Raw genomic sequence first — 4936 nt, forward strand, 5'->3', positions numbered from 1 at the left:
TGGCCGCCGGATGATGCGCCGCATCGAGCGCCAAATTGCCGCATAATCGCCGGCATGAAAAAGACCCTCTATCTGATCGGCATCGGTCCCGGCGGACCGGAATATCTGACCATGCAGGCCATCGAGGCCCTGCGCACCATCGACTGCTTCTTCATGCTGGAGAAGGACGGGCGCGGCAAGGAAACCCTGATCGAGGCCCGGCAGGCGATCCTGGCGCGTTATCTGCCAGACGCCAACCCACGCATCGCCACGCGCACGAGCCCGCCGCGACGGATGGACGCCGGCGGTTATCGCGAAGGCGTGCAGCAGTGGCATGCACGCAAGCGCGTGCTGATCGCCGAGATGATCGAGCAGGAGCTGGCCGCGGGCGAGCGCGGGGCCTTCCTGATCTGGGGCGATCCCTCGCTCTACGATCAGACCGTCAGCATTGTGAGCGAACTGGTCGCCGAGTCACCGGAGCGACTGGAGCTGGTCGTGATCCCCGGCATCACGGCGGTGCAGGCGCTGACCGCCGCGCATCGCATTCCGGTCAACCGCATCGGCGAGTCCATCACCCTCACCACCGGCCGGGCGATCGGCCAGCAGGACCCGGCGGAGATCCACAACAGCGTCGTGATGCTGGACAACCATGCCGAGTTCCAGCATCTCACCGGGCAGGATCTCGACATCTATTGGGGCGCCTATCTCGGCTGCGAGGACCAGGCCATCGCCGCCGGCCCGATCGATGAGGTCCGCGACGAGCTGCTGGAACGGCGCGCGCGCCTGCGCGATGCGCACGGCTGGATCATGGACACCTATCTGCTGCGCCGCCGGCGCTGATCAACCACCTCGGAAGCGCCGCGGAAAGGCGGCGTCATAGAGCTTCGACGGTTTCAGATCGGGGCGCTGACGGGCACCGAGCGCCGGGCTGACCAGGATCATCGCCTGGCGCTCGATGCCGGCGGCGCGGCAACGCTCGGCGATGTCGGCGACGGTGCCGCGCAGCACCTGCTCCTCGCCAGGCCAGGTCGCCTTGTGCACCACCACCACCGGCGCCGTCGCTGCCCAACCGGCCGCCTGGAGAATCCTGGCCACCTCGGCGATGCGCTCGATCGAGAGGAAGATGCACAGGCTGCAAGCGTGCGCGGCCAGCGCCTGCAGCGACTCGCGCTCCGGCATCGGGGTGCGCCCGGCGAGGCGCGTGAAGATCACGGTCTGGGTGACCTCGGGCAGGGTCAGGCACTCTCCGGCCGCGGCCGCCGAGGCGAAGGCCGAGGAGACCCCGGGGCAGATGCCGACCGGGATCTGCGCCTGATCCAATGGCCGTGCCACCTCCGGGATCACGCCGTAGAGCGACGGATCGCCGGTCTGCAAGCGCACCACGGTCGCATGCCGCTGCACTCGCTCCAGCAACCAGGCGCCGACCTGATCCAGGTCCATGGACTTGGAGTCGGCGATCTCGCATCCTGGCTGCGCCCATTGCAAGGCGGTCTCGGCGACCAGCGAGCCGGTGTAGAGGATGGCGCCGGCCTCGGCCAGCAGCCGCGTGCCGCGCACCGTGATCAGGTCCGGCGCGCCGGGGCCGGCACCGACGAACCAGACCTTACCCATGACGCCGTCCCAGGTCGCGGCTTGGAGGCCAGGGCAAGCCGTGGCGTTGACTAGATTGCATGATGCTGATACCTGCTGCTCTCGTCCCGTTTGGATCGAATCGTTCGCATGCCCTTGCTCGGTTCGCAAGGGTATCAATAATCCAGGAGCGCGACGACAGACCGATGCGCACAGATCGAAGCCCGCCAGAACCGCTCGCTCGCGGCGTGCGAGGTCTCTTGATCCTCGGCGGCACCACCGAGGGCTACGCGCTCGCCGAGGCACTGAGCGAGCGGTCCGACCTCCGGGTGGTCAGCTCGCTGGCCGGGCGCACCGAGCAGCCGCGACGACCGTGCGGGGAATCTCGCATCGGCGGCTTTGGCGGCATCCCGGGGCTGATCGATTATCTCCGCGCGCAGCGCCTGGACGCGGTGATCGACGCTACCCACCCCTTCGCGGCGACCATGGGCTGGAACGCGGCTGCGGCCTGTGACGCGCTGGGGCTGCCGCTGCTGCGGCTGGAACGGCCAGCCTGGCAACCGCAGCCGGGCGATGACTGGCAGCAGATCGACGATTGGCCGGCGGCGGTCGCGGCCCTGCAACGCAGCGGTGCGCGCCGCGTGCTGCTCGCCGTCGGCCGCCAAGAGCTTGCCCCGTTCGCCGCACTCGACGCCGTCTCTTTCCTGATCCGCGCCGTCAGCGCACCCCGCCCGCTGCCCGCGTTCAAGGATGCCCGGGTGCTGCTCGCGCGCGGCCCTTTCACCCTCGTCGACGAGCGCGCGCTGCTCGCCGACGAGCGCATCGACACGATCGTCTGCAAGAATAGCGGCGGCGCGGCGACGGCCGCCAAGCTCCGCGCCGCGCGCGAACTCGGTGTGCGCGTGATCATGCGCCAGCGGGCGCCACGGCCGCCAACAACGCTGGCCACCGATGTGCAAGCCGCGTTGGCTTGGCTCGACACCAATGTCTCGAAACCGAGCGACTGACCGTCGCTTATCGCCGCTCGACCGGATTGCCGGACACCCCTGACCCAGCAGCTCAGATTCCACGGGAAGTTGGTGTCCGCGCGGCAGGGCGAATGGCTTTACAGCTCGGTCTGAGCCAGCGCATTCACCGCCGCCGCGGCCATGGCACTCCCGCCGCGCCGCCCGCGCAGCGTGACATAGGGCACTCCGCGACTATCCTCGGCAAGCGCCGCCTTCGACTCGGCCGCGCCGACGAAGCCGACCGGGAAGCCAAGGATCAGCGCCGGCCGTGGCGCCCCAGCATCGAGCAGTTCCAGCAGCCTAAACAACGCGGTCGGGGCATTGCCGATGACCACGACGGCACCGGCCAGGTGCGGGCGCCACAGCTCCAGCGCGGCGGCGGTGCGGGTGTTGCCGAGCTGCGCTGCCAATGCCGGCGTCTGCGGATCAGCGAGGGTGCAGAGGACCGGATTCGCGGCCGGTAATCGAGCGCGGATCACGCCTTCGACGACCATCCGGCTGTCGCAGAGGATGGGCGCGCCAGCCGCCAGCGCCGCCCGTCCGGCGCCACCGGCATCGGCGGAGAACAGCAGATCGTCGGCGGCATCGGGCATGCCGCACGCATGCACGACGCGCACGGCGACCGGTTCCAAGTCGGCGGGAAAGCGCGCCAGATCGGCCTCGGCGCGGATGATGGCGAAGGATTCGCGGTAGATCGCGGCCCCATCGCGGTTGTAATCGAGCATGGCGGGTCTCTGGTAGGCGGTCCGATGTCGCTCGCGCGGGCGCGAGGCTGAAGAATCTCAAGACGCAGCGTGCGTGCTGCTCGGGCTCGGGGTCCCTCGGGGGTCCGGATCCCGGAACCGGTTTGAATGGCGACAGCGGCGGCCAATATACCGGCGCGCCACTGGCCTGGCTAGCCGCTGTTCAATGCCAACGCCCAACGCCAAGGCGAGCCATTCCTCGCGCGACAGCAGCCGACAGCCGCGCAGAGAGGGATCCCTAGCCAGCATCGGCCTCCTTCGCCTATGCTGGCAGCTTTTTGCTCGACCGCTGATGAATCTCCTCATCGCCTTCGCACTCTATCTTGGCCTTGAACTCGGTGCCGGCCCGCTGCTCGGCGAGGTCGCGAGCGGACTCGCGATCCTCGCCGCAATCGCCTGGCTCTGGCTCAGCGAGGCCCTGCATCTGAGCGTCACCGCGCTGCTGGTGCCGGTGCTCGCCACCGCGAGCGGGCTCATGCCGCTGGATCAGGCCCTGGCGACCTTTGCCGATCCGGTGATCTTCCTGTTCCTCGGCGGCTTCGCGCTCGCCGCCGGCCTGCGCGAGCAAGGCCTGGACCGCTGGCTCGCGACCTGGGTGGTGCGCCGCGCCGGTCCCGGACTGGGCCGCGCGGCGCGGGCGCTGTTCTGGCTCACCGCGCTGTTGTCGATGTGGATCAGCAACACCGCGACGGCGGCGATGATGCTGCCGCTGGCGCTCGGCCTGCTCGCCACCCTGCCAGCCGAGACCGAGCGCAACACGCGCATCTATGTGCTGCTCGGCATCGCCTTCGCCGCCAATATCGGCGGCATCGGCACCCTGGTTGGCAGTCCGCCGAACGCCATCGCGGCGGCGAATACCGGCCTCGGCTTCGCCGCTTGGCTGTTGATCGGCGTGCCCCTGGTGATCCTGATGCTGCCGCTGATGGAGCTTGCCTTGCGCCTGAGCCTGCGGCCGCAGCTCGCCGGTCGGGTCGAGCCGGTCGGCGAGCCGCTGCGCTGGGGCCGGGCGCAGTGGCTGATGCTGCTGGTGTTCGCGAGCACCGTGCTCGCCTGGGTATTCGGCGGACCGCTCGCCGACTGGCTGCAGATCGGCAAGGGCTATGACGCGGCGGTGGCCTTGCTCGCGCTGATCGCGCTGCATGCCCTCGGCCTGGCGCCCTGGCGCGCGCTCGCCGAGCGCACCGACTGGGGCGTGCTGTTGCTGTTCGGCGGCGGGCTGACGCTGAGCCTGATCCTGGAGACGAGCGGCGCCGGGGCCTGGCTGGCGGGCTTGCTCGCCGGGCCGTTCGGGGCCATGCCGGTGGTGCTGAGCCTGATACTGCTGGTGCTGTTCGCGATGGCGCTGACCGAGGTCGCCAGCAATACCGCCAGCGCGGCCCTGCTGATCCCGCTGTTCATCGGGCTGGCGCCGCAGATCGACAGCGTGGCGATCGCCATACTCGTTGCCCTGGCGACCTCCTGCGCCTTCCTGCTGCCGGTCGCCACGCCGCCGAATGCGATCGTCTTCGGCAGCGGTCAGGTGCCACAGCGCGCCATGCTGCGCGCGGGTCTCGGGGTCAGCGCGGCGGTCCTGCCCCTGCTGTTCGCGCTGGCGGCGCTGTTGGCCTGGGGGCTGGGCGAGTATCTGTGATTCCATAA

5 protein-coding genes are annotated in these 4936 nt (G+C 69.7%); 3 read left to right on the plus strand and 2 right to left on the minus strand.

Annotated elements, in window-relative coordinates; genetic code table 11:
- The first annotated feature begins 54 nt into the window (after window positions 1–54).
- Window positions 55–819: a precorrin-6A synthase (deacetylating) gene (cobF, locus tag ACLFQI_RS11500; protein WP_410759464.1), complete on the plus strand. Its 765-nt coding sequence runs from the start codon at window positions 55–57 to the stop codon at window positions 817–819.
- Here cobF and cobM read toward each other — a convergent pair whose 3' ends face one another.
- Window positions 820–1590 (minus strand): precorrin-4 C(11)-methyltransferase, encoded by a 771-nt coding sequence (cobM, locus tag ACLFQI_RS11505; RefSeq protein WP_410759466.1) that lies wholly within the window; start codon window positions 1588–1590, stop codon window positions 820–822. It lies immediately after the preceding gene.
- A gap of 164 nt (window positions 1591–1754) precedes the next feature.
- Between cobM and ACLFQI_RS11510 the strand changes: the two genes are divergently transcribed.
- On the plus strand, window positions 1755–2555 hold the full coding sequence (locus ACLFQI_RS11510) for a cobalt-precorrin-6A reductase (RefSeq protein WP_410759468.1): 801 nt from the start codon (window positions 1755–1757) through the stop codon (window positions 2553–2555).
- A 98-nt stretch (window positions 2556–2653) separates the two neighbouring features.
- On the opposite strand, the gene ACLFQI_RS11515 is transcribed toward ACLFQI_RS11510, so the two are convergent.
- Window positions 2654–3280 (minus strand): precorrin-8X methylmutase, encoded by a 627-nt coding sequence (locus tag ACLFQI_RS11515; protein WP_410759470.1) that lies wholly within the window; start codon window positions 3278–3280, stop codon window positions 2654–2656.
- 310 nt (window positions 3281–3590) lie between these two features.
- Between ACLFQI_RS11515 and ACLFQI_RS11520 the strand changes: the two genes are divergently transcribed.
- Entirely contained in the window at window positions 3591–4928 is a 1338-nt protein-coding gene (locus ACLFQI_RS11520; protein WP_410759472.1) for an SLC13 family permease, read from the plus strand.
- The last annotated feature ends 8 nt before the right edge of the window (window positions 4929–4936 follow it).

This window comes from Halochromatium sp., assembly GCF_046541315.1.
Classification (GTDB): Bacteria; Pseudomonadota; Gammaproteobacteria; order Chromatiales; family Chromatiaceae; genus Lamprobacter.